The sequence below is a fragment of the Nocardia sp. CWNU-33 genome (assembly GCF_046764895.1).
Taxonomy (GTDB): domain Bacteria; phylum Actinomycetota; class Actinomycetes; order Mycobacteriales; family Mycobacteriaceae; genus Nocardia.
This window is the reverse complement of sequence record NZ_JBKOQN010000015.1, coordinates 133,833-151,360: the sequence shown is the minus strand read 5'-3', so window position 1 is coordinate 151,360 and position 17,528 is coordinate 133,833. Positions and strand designations below refer to the sequence as shown.

The following is a 17,528-nucleotide window of genomic DNA, read 5'->3' as shown; positions in this document are numbered from 1 at the left end:
GATACGCGTCCAGAGCATCCAGTGCTGCCCGTACCGTTCGCTGACAGTCGTTGTCAGCGAACGGTACGCAGCAGTTCGAGCACCGCCTCGTCCGGAAGCCGGGCGCCCGCGAGGAATTCCGCGCCCAGGCGCACGGGCCCGAGCGCCGCTTCCGCCTGGTCGAGCGCCCGCCGCCGGAACGGGCCGATGCGAATCACCCCGGCCCTGCGGTTGATCCGGTCGGTGGCGCCGAGAATGCGGGCCGCGCGCCCCGGGGCATCCTTCGCCAGCGCGACCAGGGCGTAACCGATACCGACCTCGGCCAGCAGCGCCGCCGAGGTCTGGGCGGCCAGATCGCGAGGCATGGCCAGCTCTCGCAGCGCGTCGTCCGGCTGCCCCGCCGCGACCAGGGTCGCCGCGTGCACGGTGCTCACGAAGACCGGGTTCACGAAGCGGACGGTATCGTGGCGTCCCGCGGGCGGCGGGCCGGCGGGGAGCGGCTGCTCGGACATCCGCCGGAACAGTTCCATCGCGCGGTCGTTGTCGCCGCGCAGGTGCGCCAGGTGCGCCTGCGTCGCCGCCAGGAAGCGCCCAGGTGCGGGGATGATGTGCGGGGTGATCAGGGGCTCGGCCCGGTCGAGATAGGTTGCCGCGCTGTCGGTATCGCCGCCGACCAGGTGCATCTCCGCCGCGAAGAGCAGCACGCCGATGCGCTCACCGGCGCCCAGGTCGGCGCTGAGCAGTTCCAGCGCGTGCGCGATCAGCGGGCGGGCGCTGTCCAGGCCGAGCATCCGGGTCCGGTAGCTGGCCAGGGAGATCAGGGCGCGGCTGTGTGACCGGGCGTCACCGTGCGCGCTCAGGCAGGTCAGCGCCGCCTCCAACGTGGGCAGGGCGCGGGCCGGATGGTCGCCGCCCAGTTCATCGAAACCTTGTGCTATCAGCGCATTTCCACGTAGCCATGGATCGTCGGAGGTGGTGCAGGCGGTCAACAGGCTGTCGTCGTCGCCGAGCAGGTCACGTAGCGCCAGTATGAGCACGAACATCGGGTGCGGGGGCCGATCCTCGGTGAGGGCCGCACGGGTCAGTCGCTCGAATTGCCCTGTGTTCTCCCGGATTTGGCCCCACCAGATGTTGGTGAAGTACGCGAGCAGCTCCTCGCCGTACCGGCAGGCCAGGTAGGCCCCGGTGCACCCCGGCGGCGGTGTGTCGCCGAGCAGGGCGAGGACCTCGCGGCGGCGTTCGGAGATGTCGCCGTGCAACCCGCGCAGCAGCCAGTACCAGACGAGATTCCCGTACAGGCGAACCGCGCGCTCGCCGTCGCCCGCGTCCAGCGCCCACCGCAGCGCGGTTTCGCAATTGGCGTGTTCGGCGATCAGACGCGCAAGCCAATCGGGGTGTGCGGCAGTGCGTAATCCGGGGGCGGCGGCGTCGGTGAACTCCAGGAAGCAGTCGGCATGGATGCGGGCGGCCTCGTCCGCCGCGCCGACTGCGGTCAATTCCGCGGTCGCATAGGCTCGGATGGTCTCCGCCATTCGATAGCGCTGTCCGTCGAAATCCACCAGCGACTTTGTCACCAGTGAGGTGACCGTGTCGATGGCGTCCGGACCACACACCCTGGTGATGGCGTCCAATGTCGCGCCGCCCGCGAAAATCGAAAAACGCCGGGCTGCTGCGGCTTCCGCATCGGTGAGCAGTTCCCAGCTCCAGGCGACAGCCGCGTGCAAGGTGCGATGACGCGGGACCGCGTGACGAGTGCTGTTGGTGAGCAAACGGAAGCGATCGGTGAGCCGCGCGCTGAGGTCCGGCAGCGGCAGACTCCGCACGCGAGCGGCGGCCAGCTCGATGGCCAGCGGCATGCCGTCCAGGCTGCGCACGATGGCACGGATATCCGCGGAATTGCCTTCGGACAGCGCGAAATCCGGGAGGGCCGCGGTGGCGCGGTCGAGGAACAGCCGGACCGCGGGCGATGCGGCTGCCGCCGGGAATTCCACGTCGGCTTCGGGCAGGTCCAAGGTCCGGACCGGATACAGTCGCTCGCCGTCCACGCCGATCGGCTCCCGGCTCGTGGTGAGGACCCGCAGCAGGGGTAGCCGTTGCAATAGATCGTCGATCAGGCGCGCGGTCGCCTCCACGACATGCTCGCAGTTGTCGAGTACCAACAGCATTCGGCGGCCGGACAGCGTCCGCTCCAGTACTTCGGCCCACTCCGTGCACAGTTCGTCGGGTCGCTCGAACCCGGCGAGCGCGTTCACTATCGCCACTCCGACCGCGGTCACGGCAGGTCGGCCGGCTCGTTCTCGCTCGAGTCCGGCCAGTTCGACGAAGGCGTAGCCATCCACCCAGTCCACGGCGTGCGCCCCGACCGTCTCGGCGGCCAGCCGAGTCTTACCCACGCCCCCGCTACCCGACAGTGTCACCAGTCGGGACTCGCGCAACGCCTGCCGCACTTCGTCCACGTCGTGTCCGCGTCCGACGAAGCTGGTGCGACGCCTGGGCAGCAGTGGCGCGGACACCTTCGATGCCCCGGTGGTCCGGGATGCTGCCACAACTCCCGTACGACCCGATCCGGACGTCGTCTCGGAGACAGGTCCGTCGACGGTGGGATCATGGGGTGCGTTGGTGTGAAGTTCGGCCAGGGCCGAGCGCAGCACCTCGGCGGGTGTTGTGCCGAGCTCCTCCCGTAGCAGGGCCTCGGTGCGTTGAAACTGCTGTATCGCCTCGGATGTGCGCCCCGCTGCCGCCAGTGCCAGCACCAGTCGCGCGGCGAGCGTCTCACGGAACGGATGTGCCGCGACTTCCGTGCGGAGCTCACGCAATACTTCGCTGCCTCGGTCCAAGGCTCGCAAGGCGTCCGCTCGCAGTTCAACCGCTTCGAGCCGCTGTTCGGTCAATCGCAGTGCCGCAGCGTGCAATACGTCCGATTCGCCCACATCGATCAACGGCTCCCCGCGCCACAACGCGAGCGCGGTATCGAAGCGCGCGATGGCTCGTTCTGTCTCCCCGGCCGCGAGCAATGTCCGCCCCGCCTCGACCTCACGCGTGAACAGATGCGCGTCGACGTCCTCGGACGCAAGTTCGAGCACATACCCGCCCCCATCCCTCCGCACCACCCCCGGCGCCGCCGCGCGCAACCGACTCGCCAAGGTCTGCAACGCATTCCCTGTCCCCGCCGGCGGGTCCTCTCCCCACACCCCGTCCACCAGTCGCGTCACCGGAACAACTCGCCCGGCTTCGAGCGCGAGCAACCCCAGCAATGCCCGTACCCGCGGCCCCCCGACCGACGCCCTCGTCCCGTCCGCGGCCTCCACCATCACCGGACCCAATAGTCCTACCAGCATGAATCGCTCATCTCACGATCGATCCTGCGTGGCGCCCGGCCCTCTCGTCAACCCGGGCGAACCTGGGACCTCGCCGCATTGCGGCTATCGAACCGCCTCAGGCGGAAGCCGACGAAGGCAGACGGCCGCGAGGACCGGGTCTGGAGGGAACTGGGATCGCCGAGGTTCTCACCGCACAGGGCGCCACGGGCGCAGGCACGTCGCCTCCGAACACATCAACACGATCCTGGAGGGCCGGCAGGGCACCTTCGTGATCCAACACGGCGGCCTGGCCAATGGCGACGACCGAAGCACCGTCGGCACCGTGGTGCCGCACTCGGGCACGGCCGACCTCGCCGGGCTGTCCGGACATGCCACCGAGGCCCGTCACGGCGTCCTGACCCTCACGTACACCTTCGACAGGCAACCCTGAACACCGGCGGCAACCATCGTCGGCACCTGGACTTGATCGGCCAGCGACCCGAAGTGTGGCAGGAGTGTCCGATTAACGGGATAGATTCTGTGGACGTTGGCGGAAACGGGCCCTGACATAGTCAGGCGTCCGCGGTGCGAACAGCGGTTGCTTCGGAGCCGTCGATGAACACCGGCGTCACTGACACCGAGATTCGGACCGTGGTCTCGATCAATCTGGTGTCGGTGAAGTGGTTCGGCGAGATGGAGTTCTGGGCGGCGCTGATCAAAGTCGCGGCGCTGGTGACATTCCTGATCGTGGGCGAGGTCTTCCTCGCGGGCCGGTTCACCCTCCAGGTGCAGACGACGCGCGTCGGTGTGATCGCCGACCACGGTGGTCTGTTCCTGACCGGCCTGCTGCCGCTGGTGACCGTCACCACGGGCCTCGTCTTCGCCTACTCCGCGGTGGAGCTGGTCGGCACGGCGGCAGGCGAGACGGACGACCCCGCGAAGATCATGCCGCGGGCGATCCATTCGGTCATCGCCAGAATCGCGGTGTGCTACGTCGGTTCGCTGGTGCTGCTGGGACTCTTGTTGCCGTACACGGCATTTGCGCCGGGAGTCGGCCCGTTCGTCACCTTCTTCTCGAAACTCGGTGTCGGAGGAGCGGATTCGGTGATGAACCTGGTGGTCCTGACCGCCGCGTTCTCCAGTCTGAATGCTGGTTTCTCGCGGCCATGCGCATCCGATAGCGCCTGCACACCACGATCGGCTGTGGAGTATGCGGTCCAGGCGATCGGCACCTTCTTCCTGGTGTTCACCGCCGGAACCGCCGTCGGCAGCAGAAGCCCTTCGCGCCGCTAGGTGTCGGTGGGGTGCTGATGGCGGCGATGATCATCGAGCAGGTGGCCAACTTCAAGCGGAACCAGGTGCCCGGCACCGGCCTTGGCCGCGGCAAGATGCTGCTCGCCAGCGGCTTCTCCTGCGCCGACGCACACCGCGCGCCGCCTCGGAGTCGACTACAAGCAGATCTCCTTCAACCGGCTATAGGATTGAAGTCGCAGTCCGCGACTACTCGTTGGCGGGGCGGTGAGATGTGGGGTAAGCGCGAGGACATGATTGTGCGGGGACGGCTGCCGTTCAACGCCGAGCCGCCGCCATCGGTGCTGGCCAGCAGCGAAATCACCGCGGTGGACGCGTTCTATGCGCGCAATCACGGTCCGTTCCCCGACATCCCCACCGAGCGCTGGCGGTTGGGCGTCGATGGACGGGTGGACAATCCGCTCACCGTGACCTACGCCCAGCTGACGACTGGTTTTGAGCAACACAGCGTGGTAGCGACGCTGGCGTGTGCCGGCAATCGGCGCGCTGAACTGCTGGCGGTGCGCCCGATCCCTGGCAAGGAGCCATGGGAACACGGCGCGATCTCGACCGCAGAGTGGGCCGGGCCCAGGCTGGCCGATGTACTGCAGGCGGCCGGGGTTTACCACGATGACCGACTGCACGTCGCATTCGCTGCGCCCGACGTGGCCCAAGAGGCCCGGCCGGTCCAGTCCTACGGCAGCTCTATCCCGCTGTCCAAGGCGCTCCGCGAGGAGGTGTTGTTGGCCTGGCAGATGAATTCTCAGCCACTTCCGCGCGTTCACGGTGGCCCGGTGCGTGTGGTGGTGCCTGGCTACATCGGGGCTCGCAGCGTCAAATGGGTCACCGCCGTCACCGTACAATCCGTCCCATCACAGAACTATTTTCAGGCCCTCGACTACCGTATTCTTCCGCCCGAGGCCGACCCAGAGGCGGTCGCACCGGGTGAGGGCATCTCGCTATCGTCGCTGGCGCTCAACTGCGACATCCTCGTGCCCACCGAGGGCGATCAGATTCCGCGTGGCTCCCGTACCGTTCGTGGATGGGCAATCGCCGGCGACGGCCACGGCATCGGACGGGTCGATGTCTCCGTCGACGACGGCCGCAGCTGGCGGCAGGCCGACCTACACCCGGCACCCAGCCGGTGGGCGTGGCGGCCGTGGTCGCTGACCGTTGACATGCGACCCGGGCCACTGAACATCACCGCGCGTGCCTGGGATGACGCCGGAGCCACACAACCCGAATCCCCAGCATCCATATGGAATCCCCGCGGATACGGCAACAACGCCTGGGCCCGCATCAAACTGACGATCCTGTAAGGCATCGCGGTGTGCAGGTCAGGCCACTAGCCAGATTCCGGCACATTAGGTGTGGTGTGCGATGCGATGCCAGCCAGACCTTTCGGGCATCGGCTTCAGCGACGCCGCGCTCGAGCAGGAAGTCGCGCACCGCGTTGGCGCCATCGATCTCGGAGCGCAGGGCTGAGGTGCGATACGGCTCGGTGATCCCTATGTCGTGGAACATCGCCGCGGCATAGGGCCATTCCAAGTCGGGTTGCAGTCCGCAGCGACGGCTCTGCAACGCGCCCAACAAGAAAACTCGACGCGAGCAACCGAACGGTAGGTCACCTTGCATATCCACTCCGGGGCGGTCCATGAGCCGCGGTCGGGCGTGTGCGGATTCAGAGGGATAACGATGCCGATCAAGTCAGACGAATGTGCCATCCTCGACGAGCTGCGCGAAATCGCCCCCGAGGCCGTCGGAAGCGGCGGCGACCAACGGTTTGCGTTCGATGGGCGCTGCCCGATCCAAAGACAATCAACTGGTCTCTCAGCGGCTCGCGTCGCGCAGCGAAGACACCATGCGTGGATGACTGAACCGCCTGGTGCACAACGATATCCGACGACACCGGATGCGAGCTAGCGATTGAGTTGGCCGCGGATCGGGAAGGTTGCCGGATGGTCTGCCACAGGTGACGTGCCACGGGCTGCCCCGCGGTGAGGTGTGGATGGATTTCCGAAGGAGGTCTCCTGCTCCACCGCCGCGAACCGGGACCATCCCCGCGTGTGCGGGGCCGACACCGCCAGAAACGGTTCGACATTCGCGGTCTCCGGACCATCCCCGCGTGCGGGGCCGACAGCGCGGAAATCCTCGGCCCTCTGTACCAGGTCGGACCATCCCCGCGTGCGCGGGGCCGACTTGACCTGCTGTACCTCGCGCGCCGCGTCGAGAAGGACCATCCCCGCGTGCGCGGGGCCGACACTTGTTGACCTGCGGTGATATTCGCCCGGTCGCAGGTTTTCGTTCGGTTTCGTTCGCGTGCTGGCCCCTGTCGACACCGGCTCGGCGGGCGTATACCTCTGCGAGCCAGTTGTCGATGGGGTCGATGAGCATGTCTTCTTTCAAGAAGACGTTGGTGGGATGTTCGAGGCTGCAGGCTGTCGAGCAGGCTCGAACAGGGTGTAATCCGTCAAGACGATGGAATCGGCCTTCTGCATGGACTTGGCCATCAATCCGCGCAGCGGCGTCGAGGTGAACATCCGCACCGACAGGTTGCGCATCCGGATGGCGGCGCGACTGCTGGGGAGGAACCCGTTGACGCCGCCGGGCGGCAGCTTCTGGCACTCGGTGACATACGGCCGCAGCTGCTGCTGATACCCGGTGAATGCAGAGTGATGATCGCCTCGAGACCGGGCGAGTTCGCCCGCGAGGACATACGCGCCGACCATCGCCATGGCGGTGCCATTGCCCGAGAGCGGTGATCCGCAGTAGCCCGCGTCGCCGACCAGCACGATCCGCCCACGCGACCAATCGTCCATTCGGGTCTGGCTGATGGTATCGAAGAAGAAATCCGGCGCGTGCTCCATTCCGGCCAGCAATCGCGGTGCGAGCCAGCCCATTTCGGCGAACGTCTCGGCCAGGATCCGCTTCTGCCCCTCGACGTCGTGCCGATCGTAGACCAAATCCGTTGCCTTGAAACCGAACATCGCCTTGGCGGTGGACGGTCCTTCGGGCCGGACGGCCACGAGTTTGCCGCCGGGTGCGTTGTGCAGCTGGAACCAATCCGTGAGCCCGAGCCCGTCCACCGGGACGGTGAAGTAGGCCATGTACGCGCCGAGATGATGGACGAAGTCGGCCTCGGGCCCGAAAGCCAGCTTGCGGACGGTTGAGTGCAGACCGTCTGCGCCGACGACCACATCGAATACGCGTGATGCGCGGTGCCGGAAGGAGACCACAACGCCATCCGACACTTCACGCATATCGGTGATCGTGTCGTCGAAGATATATTCGACACCCGATTGTGCGGCCGCGTAGAGGATTTCGGTCAGATCGCCGCGCAGGATCTCGATCCCCGCTACCGCGCCTTCGCCGTCGAAGAGCTCGGCGGGCATTCTCGCGCTCCATGCGCCGGTTTTATCGACATAGGCCAGCCCATTCTCGTGGACGCGCGCCCGATCGATCTCCGGCATGATGCCCATCCGCTCGGCGACTTCTTTGGCGACGCCGCGTAGATCCACGGCCTGCCCGCCGGGGCGCGGTGTGGGAGCTCGCTCGACCACGGTGACGTCGAAGTCATAGCGGCGCAGCCAATACGCGAGCGTCAGCCCGGCGATGCTGCCGCCGGAGATCAGAACACTGCGTCGGACGGTGCGGTTGTTCATGGGGTTCTCCTGAGTTGTCGTAGGTCATGGATTCGGAGGATCGGCGGCCACCCTTGCTCGTGGGCGAGCTCGCCGACGGCGGCGGCGAGCGGGCCACCCGCGTGGTCGCCGCCGACGAGCAAACGAGCCGGGTCCGCGTTCAGCTCCGCGGCATGATCGGCGGCCCACTGCAGCACGCTCATCGCGTCCGGCACGATGACCGACCGAAAGCTCCAGGACGCGGGTGCGTAGCGCACCGACAAGACGATGAAATCGGATGCGCTGCAGATATTCCGGCAGTGGACGTCGAAATCCGCGGTGTCGCTCGGCGTGCCGATGTCGAACAGCGCCAGCAGCGGCCGCGGTGGCCCGGTGGGGGAGGGCCAATAGATCCGAGTGCTACGGGATCCGATGGTGCGGCGCAGCCGCACCTCGGCTACCCGGCAAACGGTTGGTGAAGATGTCACCCGACAACGTTCGCATCCGGTGTGGGCGAGAAGGAAGGTCCGAATGGGCATGGCAGTCTTGCGTCAGCGACATAACCACCCACGGATGGCAATAGACGATACTGCATGTCATGAGCAGCGAGGATGCGGCGGGGACGCTGTCACATATGCCGAAAGCGCCGGACGCGATCGAGTTGCGCCACCTTCGGTCGTTTGTCACCGTGGCCGACGAACTGAATTTCGGCAGGGCCGCGGCCAAGCTGCATATATCGCAGCCCGCATTCAGCAGGCAAATCCGTTCGCTCGAGCGACTCGTCGGCTGTGATCTGTTGCGCCGCACTACGCATCAGGTCGAGCTCACAGTCGCGGGCGACGCGTTGCTCGAACGGGCCAGGCGGATCCTCGGTGACGTGGACGAAGCGGTAGTGGCGACCCGATCTGTCGGCGGTGAGCTGTTGGCTCGGATCTCCAAGTACTGGGAGCCGCTCGGGGATCCCGATCCCGAATTGCCAGTGCTCCGTGACGCATACGAAGAGTTGCACGCGCAGTTTCCACCGCCGCCGGAGGTTTCTGTGCGGCCTATCACCGCGGACGGGGTGTCCAGCCTGCTGCTCAGGCCGCAGCAGCCCGCCGACATCACCGTGCTGTACCTGCACGGCGGTGGCTATATCGCCGGATCCGCGTTCGGATATCGTTCGCTGGCCGGTGCTCTCACCGCCGCTGCGAACACCACCACCCTCCTGCCGGACTACCGTTTGGCGCCAGAGCATCCGTTCCCCGCGGCCGTCGATGACGCGCTGCGCGCCTACCTATGGCTGCTCGACGGTGGCACCGAACCCGACCAGATCGCCATCGTGGGCGACTCTGTCGGCGCGCACCTGGTGATGTCCACGCTGACACGCCTCGAACAACAGCAGCTACCGATGCCCGCTGCCACGGTAATGCTCTGCCCTGGAATAGATCTGCACTGCCACGAGGAGGTGGCGCGATCGCAGCAGGCGCAGGCGGACACCGTCTCGGCGAGCCAGTTCCGCAGGCGCATCGTCGGCGACTACCTGGCCGGTCACCCGGACGACGATCCGGTCGTCAACCCGCTGTTGGCCGACCTGACCGGCATGCCGCCGATGCTGGTGCAGGCGAGCACCGGCGACCCCCATCTCGTCGATGCCCACCAGCTGGTCGACCACGCTCGCGAACACGGTGTCGATGTCCGTCTTCAGCTCTACCCGGTCGAGACCCACAACTTCCACATCTTCTGGTCTTTCCTGCCCGAAGCATCCGACGCATTGCAGCAGGCAGGTCAATTCATTCGAGAGGAAGCAGGCCGAAGCGTGGCGCGCGCAAGTTCTCGGTCGAGCGCATAGCGTCGAGTTCGCCTAATCGGCGCTGAAGTCGAGCTGCGGGAATCTATTTCGGAGCTGATCGAGGCACCGGCAAACTTCGTTCAGCTCTCGGCGGTAGAGCTGCGCTTCGGCACTCTCCGCGGTGAATCTCGTTCAGCGCGTTGGGCCGGAAACATCCTTGAATCCACAGCGCCGGTGGGCATGCCTGGGTACAGTCGAATTCCCTTGCGTAACAGCTATTCTCAGGGGCGTGTCCATGCGGACGTGGCGACGTTGTCTGGATGTAGCAGGAGTACAGGGCGACACGGCGCGTGCCGATTTTTCGGCCGCAGCGCGGTATCTCCTGCCCAGGTATTTCGAGGGCTGGGGCCGCTGTGGGGCTTGGCTCCGCCGGAGAGCCTGCCGCACATAGCCGCCGCAGTGGCGTTGGCGCGCTAACCGATGACCTCTGCGACAGTGGCCCTGCCGGGGGCGAACACAGCGGTTCGAGGAATGGGCCGACCATGTGGGTACGGCGCTGGATACCGGCAGTTCGGAGCATCGGCTGGTACGTGTGTATCTGTACTCCGCCGATCTGCTGAACCTGTCACGCATGTGGATCGATTCGTATATAGCGTTTGTGATCGGCGTGTTCCACAAGCGTCTGGACGACGTCGAGACTCGGGGGCGCCATCATCCGCCGCCCCTACCATGACGGGAAGGTGGGTGCCTGCGTCTGCTGGCCCGTTCTCGTCGTATGGGTGCATCACCGAAAGCCCTCCCTGGCTATGCGGGATTGGGCACCCCGGCAGTGCGGCCGTCGTGAGCTGCCGGTAGCCGCGGCTGCTGCGTCACTTGGGTTGAAGAGAAGGGGCCGCTGCGGCCGGGGCTGTTTCGGAGAACGGCCGGTGGCGTCCGCGGCTGGCGTCGGAAGCATACGACTCGCCCCATCTCCGCTCAGTAAGCGGCTTGGGTCGGATGTCAAGCCGGATGTGTTGGGAGAGTTGACGTGTGCGTTCGCGCCGGGTCATCGATCGAAGCCCACTAGCTGGAGCTGAAATCCAACATCCTGGGCGGCCGGCCGCCCTGTCGGCGGCGTGCGTGCCGCGAATTGGCCGTCCTGGCATGGGCTTTCGTTGTTTGTTGGTAGCATTCGGATGGTTGCCAGGCTTCTGGGTCGATGGCAGGTAAGGGGCGTTGATGGAAGTGGAGGACGTCCACCATTCATATGGCAGGCGGTCGGTGTTGCGTGGTATCGACCTCGTGTTGCCGGCCGGAATGTTGGTGGGGATCGTTGGTGAGAACGGCGCGGGCAAGTCGACGTTGTTGAAGGTCCTCTCCGGGGGGCTGCGACCGGATCGGGGGGTGGTCCGGCATCGTGGGCGGTTCGGTTACTGCCCGCAGCAGGTGGTGTTGAACGATGCGTTCACGGTTCGTCAGCACCTGGATTTCTTCGCCGCGGCCTATGCGATCCCGGACTTGCGGCGGGCCGAGGCGACCATGGAGATCTTGCGTTTCTCTGACTATGCCGGTGAGCGGGTCGCGACGTTGAGCGGCGGCACGCGGCAGAAGCTGAACTTGACGCTGTCGGTGATGCATGATCCGCAGGTTTTGCTGCTCGATGAGCCGTATCAGGGTTTCGATTGGGAGACGTATCTGCGTTTCTGGGATCTGGTCGCCGAGTTCCGTGACACCGGCCGGTCGGTTCTGATCGTCTCGCATCTGGCCCACGACACCGACAAGCTGGATCAGGTGTGGCGGTTGCACGAGGGTGTCCTACACAGCAGACAGGAGAAGGCCGGATGAGCGAGGGTGTGCGGCTGTTTCTGATCGCCACGCGCTACGGCCTCATCGAGCATGCTCGTAACCGGTTCGCCATGCTGCTGGTGGCTGCCTTCATCCCCGCCTCGATCACTCTGGTTCGCGTGGCCGTCACCGATATCGAGGTGCCGTTCCGGCTTCGCGGCACCGGTCTGGTGTTGCGTGCCAACGGCAATGAGCTCGCTCAGATCAGTGGTGCGCTGACGGCGGTCTGCTTGATCATCGGGTTCATGATGTTCGCGGCAACGTTCAGCAGCGGAGCATTCGACCGGCGTCTGTCGATGGCCGGGTATCCCCGGGTTGCTTTGGGGCTGGCGAAGATTGCCTGCCTGGTGGTGGCCTCGGTGGTGGTCTGCGCGTACGCCACCGCGGTGATCTGCTGCTACTGGTCGCCTCGCCGGCCTGTCCTGCTCGCTGCGGCGCTTTTCGGCGCGGCGATGACCTACGGGGCGTTGGGTGTCGGTCTCGGGGCGCTGTTGCGCCGCGAGGTGGAGGGGATGTTCGCCATCGCGATGATCACCTGCTTCGACCTGGCGGTGCAGAACCCCATCGCCAGCGCTGGGGCGGACAGCGACTTCGTGCGCTGGCTGCCCTCCTACGGGGCGATGCAGGCTTCGACCGCGGCCGGTTTCTCCGAAACCACCTCATTCGCGGGTTTTGCCGTGCAACTGGTCTGGTTCACCGCGAGCGCCCTGCTCGGGCTGGTCGCTTTCCATCTGCGCACCCGCTCGTCTCTTCGACCCACGATGTGGATCCGCCTCCCCGGACCGACGAAGTCCGGACAGCCGACGAAGCACTGAGAGGGTGTCCCGCGCGACCACCACGGTGTATCGCGCGCGGGACACCCTGCTTTGCCGATTGCGGCGGCTTACGGCGCGATAGGGGCCGGTTGGGTGGCCGGGTAGTAGATCTCACGGCGCAAGCGTTCCAAGTCCGGCGCCGCGGAAGACGAGGTTTGCTCGTACCGATCGCTCTCACGCGCCCAGAGCCCCACGTTCGTCATGTTCCTGTATATCTCCGCGTAGTCCTTCCCCTGGCCCGACAGTCCGGGAAGCACGCGCAGGAGCGCGGGGACGTAGCGGATCAGCGCCTCGAGCTGGGCACGCTGATCCGCCACCTGGCGCTGCAGCTGCTCGACGGCTTCACGGCGGGTGCAGCCGGTCTCGTGACGGACCGCCCGCACCAGGTTGTAGGGGACTTGGTCGGCCTCGTCCTGATCCAATCCCACCAGGTCGTTCTCAACGAAGGTCACCCAGAAGGCGAGTTCCTCGAGACGGCGGATCACGGGGTGGTTGCGCAGCTTCGGCGGCAGTTCCCGGCCCTGGTGCACCTCCATGCACGCGAGGGCGGTTTCGATCCCGCTGGTCGACATCCGCAGCGGCAGGTAGTCGGCCGTGGGCGGGATGTAGCCGTTGATGCGGTGGTGCGCTTCGCGTTCGCAGGCTTCGCACCACTCCTCGAGGCCGTCGAGGAACCGCTCCTGCCAGCGGGCGCTCCGGCCTTCGCGCAGCCGCGGCCACAAACTCGCCCACGACGTCGGGATCGCGCCGAGCCTCCACGGCTTCTCCGGGTCCTGGCGCAGTGTTGCCACCATGCCACGCCTCAGCGCGGTCACGGCTTCCGGGTCGGTCAGCTGCGGATCCTCGAACAGGTCGTCCCACGCAAGGAGCAGCACGGCCATGCGGTAGGCGGTCTGTTCAACAGCCGGGTCCACTGCTGGGGCCCAGTGTCGCGGGATCCGGATCGCTCCTGTCCACCGGTGGTAGTCGGCCTCGCCCGGGGAGACGACAAGGCCGGTGTCCACCATCCAGCTCCTCAACCGTTGCGCGACCTGCGGCGGGAGCGCATCGCTGTGAGCCCCGGGTGGCTGTGTCGACTGCCGGTGGACCGCGGGGCCAGAAGTTCGCCGGTCGAGTATGGACCGGGCGTAGGCGGTCATTGCGTGGCGGGCGCTCAGTGCAACGGGCAGGGCGGCGAGCTGGCCGGCGGCCTGGTCCATGAATTCATCGGCCCTCGCTTGTGCTTCGTCCACGGCGCCGGAGGCGATGACGAGCTCTTGGGCATGTACGGCTTGCTCACGCATCATTGTTCTGCGCAGCATGTTGGCAAGGTCCTGGTCGCGGGCAGCGGCGCGGATCACGGGCAGTGTGTAGATGCCTTCGGGCAGATCCGCGTTGACGGGCTTGCCCGTTTCTTCGGCGGTCGAGGTCAGGTCGAGGATGTCGTCATACAGCTGGTAGGCCAGCCCGAAGTGTCGACCGAACCGGGCCAATGCCTCTTCTTCATCCTCGTGGCGGCCGGCCTGCATCGCGCCCACCCGGCATGCCAGCGACAGCACCGCCGCGGTCTTGCCGTCGATCGCGTCCAGGTAGGACTGCTCGCTGCGGGAGGCTACGTAGAGGTCGGCGGCCTCGATCACCATGCCCGCGCACATCTGCTCACCTGCGCTCGCCCCCGCGAGAACTTCGCGCTGGCCGAGTTCGGCCAGCATGCGCACGCTCGTGAGTATGACGGAGTCTCCACCCAATACGGCCATATGCGAACCCCACACCGCGTTGGCGCTGGGACGGCCTCGACGCTCGTACGCGTGATCGACGACGTCGTCGTGGTAGAGCGAACCCAGATGCAGTAACTCGACGGCAGCAGCGGCGCGCACCACCCGGTCCTCGGCCGGGACCGTGGGATCGGTCAGCATGTAGTACGACAACAAGGTCAACGTAGGGCGGACCAGACGGCGAGAGGTGTCGGGCCCTTCGTCGGTGAGTGCGGCCAGTTCGGGCCTGCCCTCCAATTGCACGGGGCCGAGAACGTCACGGACGCGGTCCAAGTCCGCATCCAGATGCGGGAAGACAGCCGAATCGATTTCACGTGGCACGCGGGCACTCCTGACTGGTTACATCGAACAAAGGCCGATCAATGGCAATTTGACACCACACTGGCGCGGAAGATGTTGGTATCAGCCAATTTTGGTGCCTCAGCAACTTGGGTGCTGCCGGTTGGTGAGTGCCGTCGGGGGCTAGTACCTCCCTGATCGACGTTGCCGGGGTCAAGCCGATCAGCCAGGGAGAACGTTCTCTCGGAATGGGGTCGCGGATACTCGGGGTTTCCTACCCCTGAACCCCCAGGGCAGGACGTGGACTATGCGCCTTCGGAGGCCCTCTGATCAGCCTGATCAGCGCGGCGAGTCGGATACCCGACAGGGTCGGGGATGGATTCCCGTCGAGGTACTTGCTGCTGGCCGTGAGCGCCCAGAACACGGGCGCCGCTCCCAGTGATTCGTAGCCGGTCGGCCTACAGTCACAGTCCGCGGCCTGAGCCGTGCGGGCACGTCACGAGGGAGCGCCCGCCCGGCCGGGGTATGTCCCTCCGTAACAACGGCCAGAGGTCACACGAGTGGTTCAGGCTTGTTCGTAGGTGCCGGTGAGCTGTCCGCGTGCGATGACGTGGCCGCTGATGGCTTTGAGAACTCTCCTTTTCGTCACTCGGCGCCTTGCCAGGTCTACCGTCTTGTCGAGGGCGAAGAGTTGAAAGATGTAGCGGTGGGGACCGTGGCCGCGAATCGGTGCGGGGCCAAGGTAGCCGGTTTTCCCCATCGACGCCTTGCCGATGGTGAACGGTGCCTGCGGACCGTCCGCGGGCACCGACAGTGCACCGGCTTCGATGCCGGAAGTGTCGGTCCCGATGTTGGTGACGACGCAGTGGACGAACGGCCGCGGCAGAGGTGCGTCGGGGTCTTCGACCAGAAGTACGAGTTCCCGTGCACCGGGGGGAATGTTGTCCCAGTTCAGGGGTGGTGAGATGTTGTCGCCCACGCCCGTCCCGGCGTGGCGGCTCGGAATCGGTCCGCCTTCGGAGAATGCGGGGCTGGACACGGTTATTGTCTCGGGCACGTTCGTGGCACTGGGATGGTTCCAGCCAAGTTTTCCGGTGCCGGCACGGAAGCGGTGCAGCAGGTTTGTCATTGTGTTTGCCTCTCTGTCGGGTGGGGGTGGTTTCGCTGCGGTGTGGCCATCTCGATGTGTTCTAGGACCGCGGCGGCGAATTCGTGATGCACGGTGGTGGGCAGCGAGTGCCCCATTCCCCGGATCTCGACAAGCCGCGCGCCGGGGATTCGGCCGGCGAGGTGACGACTGTGTGGCGGCGGGTTTATCGGGTCGCGCATGCCCTGGATCACCAGAGTCGGGACGGCGATTCTGGACAGGTCCGGACCGCGGCCATCGAGTCCGACACGAACTTCGCTGTGCGGGTGCGACTGTCGTGTGTCCCTCCGGCCCGCATGTCTGTGCGAGGTCTGCTCCGCGGCCCGGACCTCCGCCTCGTCGTAGAACTCGCCGGCCAATACCTGCCGAATGTTGTTACCCGGTGTGCTCAGACCGAAGGCCAGCTCGACGAACCCTCGATCGGGTGTGGGCAGCCCGTCCAGTGTCGGCTCGCCGGTCAACGCGCGCTCCCAGTTGCCGAAAAAGTCGACTCCGAGCGCGAAGCAGTTGCTCAGAGTGAGGGTCCGCACCCACGACGCGTGGTCCAGCGCCAGGAGTTGCGCGATCCCGCCGCCCATTCCGAAACCCACGATGTGTGCGGCGCCGACCTCCCAGCCGTCGAGCACCGCGACAGCATCGGCGGCCAAGTCGTCGAAGGTGTAGGGGTTTTGGGAGAATTCCCGCCACGTCGATCTGCCGGTGTCTCGGTAGTCGAAGCGGAGTACCCGGTGTCCAGCGGCCACGAAACGCAGCACGAGCGGCCGCGGCCAGCCCGTCGAGGACATCGTGTCCCCCGACAGAAGCAGTAGGGCCGGATCGGTTGGCTCGCCGAGGCTTTCGGTCCACAGTTCAACGTCCTCGACGTGGATCGTTCGGGATGTCACCGGAATTCACCGCCGAAGTGCTCTCGGTGATCGGTGGCCCATTCGGTGAGTGTTCGCGCCGGCCGACCGGTCACCCCCTGGACCGTGGACAGGACCGGCTCCGGGGCTTCTGTGCTGCGAGCCCAGATCTCAAGCAGGAAGTCCTGCACGAACCCCGGTACGGAATCAGCCTGCGCTTGGCGCCAGGCATCCGGTTCGATCTCCTCGAAGTCGAGTTGCCGCCCGAGAGCGGCGCCGATCGCCGCCAACTGTTCGGGTTTGATGAGGGTCTGGGGACCCGAGAGTGGATAGATCTTGCCCGCGTGCCCGTCGTGCAGGAGAGCGGCCGCCGCCACCGCGGCGACATCCGCTTCGTGGATCGGGGTCTGTGCCGCGTCCGCATACGGCTCGCGGACAACGCCTGTCCGGCGGATGGCCTCGCCCCAGCCGAGCAGGTTCGAGGCAAACATCCCCGGCCTGACGTGGGTCCATTCCAGGCCCGTCGACTCCACCGCGTGCTCGACCCGCAGATGGTGGTGCTCACCTGCGGGCTCGCGGTCGGCCAAGATGGAGGTCAGGGTGACTATCCGGCTAACCCCGCAGCGCTGCGCCAGTCGGGCCACCGCGACGGCGGTTGCCGGGCGGGACAACAGAAACAGGCTCTCCGCGCCGGTGAACGCCCGGGTCAACGAGTCGGGCTCGTCCAGGTCGGCGCCGACGATCTCGGCCGGCGCGGCCGACGCGGCCCCCATCGCGTTTCGAGTGACCGCGCGCACCACCCGGCCGGCGTCGATCAACTGCTGGACGACATGTCGGCCGACCGCTCCGGTCGCACCCGTCACCACGACTGTCATTCGATTACATCCTCTGATTCGGTAGCCGGAAAT

The 17,528-nt window shown here is 66.3% G+C and carries 12 protein-coding genes and 2 pseudogenes; 6 read left to right on the top strand and 8 right to left on the bottom strand.

The features are described from left to right. Positions 1-53: 53 nt before the first annotated feature. Complete coding sequence (locus ACLMAL_RS21600; protein WP_412000728.1) at positions 54-3,317, bottom strand: AfsR/SARP family transcriptional regulator; 3,264 nt, start codon at positions 3,315-3,317, stop codon at positions 54-56. Between the two features lie 250 nt (positions 3,318-3,567). On the opposite strand from ACLMAL_RS21600, the gene ACLMAL_RS21595 reads away from it, so the two are divergent. The 3 genes and pseudogenes from ACLMAL_RS21595 to ACLMAL_RS21585 all read left to right on the top strand — a co-directional run bounded on the left by ACLMAL_RS21595 (position 3,568) and on the right by ACLMAL_RS21585 (position 5,887). After that, a complete protein-coding gene (locus tag ACLMAL_RS21595; protein WP_412000727.1) occupies positions 3,568-3,729 on the top strand; it encodes a DUF3224 domain-containing protein in 162 nt (53 codons plus the stop codon). Between the two features lie 200 nt (positions 3,730-3,929). Next, positions 3,930-4,433, top strand: a pseudogene (locus ACLMAL_RS21590) (L-asparagine permease); the annotation flags it as partial. A 368-nt stretch (positions 4,434-4,801) separates the two neighbouring features. Further along, entirely contained in the window at positions 4,802-5,887 is a 1,086-nt protein-coding gene (locus ACLMAL_RS21585; RefSeq protein ID WP_412000744.1) for a sulfite oxidase, read from the top strand. Positions 5,888-5,922: 35 nt separating this feature from the next. Here the strand turns inward: ACLMAL_RS21585 and ACLMAL_RS21580 are convergent. The 3 genes and pseudogenes from ACLMAL_RS21580 to ACLMAL_RS21570 all read right to left on the bottom strand — a co-directional run. Further along, a pseudogene (locus tag ACLMAL_RS21580) lies at positions 5,923-6,224 on the bottom strand (HD domain-containing protein); the annotation flags it as partial. 746 nt (positions 6,225-6,970) lie between these two features. After that, on the bottom strand, positions 6,971-8,230 hold the full coding sequence (locus tag ACLMAL_RS21575) for an FAD-dependent monooxygenase (RefSeq protein WP_412000726.1): 1,260 nt from the start codon (positions 8,228-8,230) through the stop codon (positions 6,971-6,973). Beyond that, positions 8,227-8,676 carry an alpha/beta hydrolase gene (locus tag ACLMAL_RS21570; RefSeq protein ID WP_412000725.1) on the bottom strand — a complete coding sequence of 150 codons (450 nt, stop codon included), beginning with the start codon at positions 8,674-8,676 and terminating at the stop codon, positions 8,227-8,229. The genes ACLMAL_RS21575 and ACLMAL_RS21570 overlap by 4 nt, the downstream gene beginning before the upstream one ends. A gap of 110 nt (positions 8,677-8,786) precedes the next feature. Between ACLMAL_RS21570 and ACLMAL_RS21565 the strand changes: the two genes are divergently transcribed. The 3 genes from ACLMAL_RS21565 to ACLMAL_RS21555 all read left to right on the top strand — a co-directional run bounded on the left by ACLMAL_RS21565 (position 8,787) and on the right by ACLMAL_RS21555 (position 12,598). Next, on the top strand, positions 8,787-10,019 hold the full coding sequence (locus ACLMAL_RS21565) for an alpha/beta hydrolase fold domain-containing protein (protein WP_412000724.1): 1,233 nt from the start codon (positions 8,787-8,789) through the stop codon (positions 10,017-10,019). Positions 10,020-11,177: 1,158 nt separating this feature from the next. Beyond that, positions 11,178-11,783, top strand: coding sequence for an ABC transporter ATP-binding protein (locus tag ACLMAL_RS21560; protein WP_328401724.1), 606 nt, complete (start codon positions 11,178-11,180; stop codon positions 11,781-11,783). Beyond that, complete coding sequence (locus ACLMAL_RS21555) at positions 11,780-12,598, top strand: hypothetical protein (protein WP_412000723.1); 819 nt, start codon at positions 11,780-11,782, stop codon at positions 12,596-12,598. Before ACLMAL_RS21560 ends, ACLMAL_RS21555 begins: the two co-directional genes overlap by 4 nt. 68 nt (positions 12,599-12,666) lie before the next feature. Here ACLMAL_RS21555 and ACLMAL_RS21550 read toward each other — a convergent pair whose 3' ends face one another. From ACLMAL_RS21550 to ACLMAL_RS21535, 4 genes are all read right to left on the bottom strand, one after another. Beyond that, positions 12,667-14,673, bottom strand: coding sequence for a polyprenyl synthetase family protein (locus ACLMAL_RS21550; RefSeq protein WP_412000722.1), 2,007 nt, complete (start codon positions 14,671-14,673; stop codon positions 12,667-12,669). A gap of 523 nt (positions 14,674-15,196) precedes the next feature. Beyond that, positions 15,197-15,760: a YbhB/YbcL family Raf kinase inhibitor-like protein gene (locus ACLMAL_RS21545; protein ID WP_412000721.1), complete on the bottom strand. Its 564-nt coding sequence runs from the start codon at positions 15,758-15,760 to the stop codon at positions 15,197-15,199. Continuing rightward, entirely contained in the window at positions 15,757-16,662 is a 906-nt protein-coding gene (locus tag ACLMAL_RS21540) for an alpha/beta fold hydrolase (RefSeq protein WP_412000720.1), read from the bottom strand. The genes ACLMAL_RS21545 and ACLMAL_RS21540 overlap by 4 nt, the downstream gene beginning before the upstream one ends. Continuing rightward, positions 16,659-17,495, bottom strand: coding sequence for an SDR family oxidoreductase (locus tag ACLMAL_RS21535; protein WP_412000719.1), 837 nt, complete (start codon positions 17,493-17,495; stop codon positions 16,659-16,661). Before ACLMAL_RS21535 ends, ACLMAL_RS21540 begins: the two co-directional genes overlap by 4 nt. Positions 17,496-17,528 lie beyond the last annotated feature (33 nt).

Excerpts from the sequence above, each read along its gene's own strand:
- ACLMAL_RS21600 (WP_412000728.1), bottom strand. The coding sequence starts at position 3,317 with ATGCTGGTAGGACTATTGGGTCCGGTGATGGTGGAGGCCGCGGACGGG.
- ACLMAL_RS21585 (WP_412000744.1), top strand. The coding sequence starts at position 4,802 with ATGTGGGGTAAGCGCGAGGACATGATTGTGCGGGGACGGCTGCCGTTC.
- ACLMAL_RS21575 (WP_412000726.1), bottom strand. The coding sequence starts at position 8,230 with ATGAACAACCGCACCGTCCGACGCAGTGTTCTGATCTCCGGCGGCAGC.
- ACLMAL_RS21565 (WP_412000724.1), top strand. The coding sequence starts at position 8,787 with ATGAGCAGCGAGGATGCGGCGGGGACGCTGTCACATATGCCGAAAGCG.
- ACLMAL_RS21560 (WP_328401724.1), top strand. The coding sequence starts at position 11,178 with ATGGAAGTGGAGGACGTCCACCATTCATATGGCAGGCGGTCGGTGTTG.
- ACLMAL_RS21555 (WP_412000723.1), top strand. The coding sequence starts at position 11,780 with ATGAGCGAGGGTGTGCGGCTGTTTCTGATCGCCACGCGCTACGGCCTC.
- ACLMAL_RS21545 (WP_412000721.1), bottom strand. The coding sequence starts at position 15,760 with ATGACAAACCTGCTGCACCGCTTCCGTGCCGGCACCGGAAAACTTGGC.
- ACLMAL_RS21535 (WP_412000719.1), bottom strand. The coding sequence starts at position 17,495 with ATGACAGTCGTGGTGACGGGTGCGACCGGAGCGGTCGGCCGACATGTC.